This is a genomic window from Streptomyces sp. AC627_RSS907, assembly GCF_019049165.1.
The window spans coordinates 1-729 of record NZ_JAGMUE010000532.1 but is presented as its reverse complement, the minus strand read 5'-3'; the positions used below and the strand labels follow the sequence as shown (position 1 = coordinate 729).

The following is a 729-nucleotide window of genomic DNA, read 5'->3' as shown; positions in this document are numbered from 1 at the left end:
GGCCGGCCACGGGCCGCGCGCGGAGCACGCGTTCCGGACCCGCGTACCGGTTAACCTGGGCGAAACAAATGGGTCATGCTCGGGAAATCCCGGCTACCTATGGTCGGGCCCGGCGCACCACCGCACAGGTCAGCGCTATCGAAGCAACCCCGACCGCTCCCGGCCGGGCTAGGAGGAGTGGGATGTTCCAGAACGGCGACGACGCCAAGAAGTTCATCGCGGATGAGGACGTCAAGTTCGTGGACGTCCGCTTCTGCGACCTGCCTGGCGTGATGCAGCACTTCACCATTCCGGCGACGGTGTTCGACCCCTCCGAAGAGCTCGCCTTCGACGGTTCCTCGATCCGCGGCTTCCAGGCGATCCACGAGTCCGACATGGCGCTGCGCGCGGACCTGAGCACGGCGCGCGTCGACCCGTTCCGCCGGGACAAGACGCTCAACATCAACTTCTTCATCCACGACCCGATCACGGGCGAGCAGTACAGCCGCGACCCGCGCAACATCGCCAAGAAGGCCGAGGCGTACCTGGCCTCCACCGGCATCGCGGACACCGCGTTCTTCGGCCCCGAGGCCGAGTTCTACGTCTTCGACAACGTGCGCTTCAGCACCGCCGCGAACGAGTCCTTCTACCACATCGACTCCGAGGCCGGCGCCTGGAACACCGGCGCGGTGGAGAACAACCGCGGCTACAAGGTGCGCTACAAGGGCGGCTACTTCCCGGCCCCGCCGG

General features: G+C 66.8%; 1 protein-coding gene. It reads left to right on the top strand.

Features of this window, described 5'->3' with window-relative positions; translation table 11 throughout:
• Positions 1-182: 182 nt before the first annotated feature.
• Positions 183-729 (top strand): glutamine synthetase beta-grasp domain-containing protein (locus KUM32_RS36865; protein WP_217146231.1); only part of this gene is annotated, 547 nt, incomplete at its 3' end.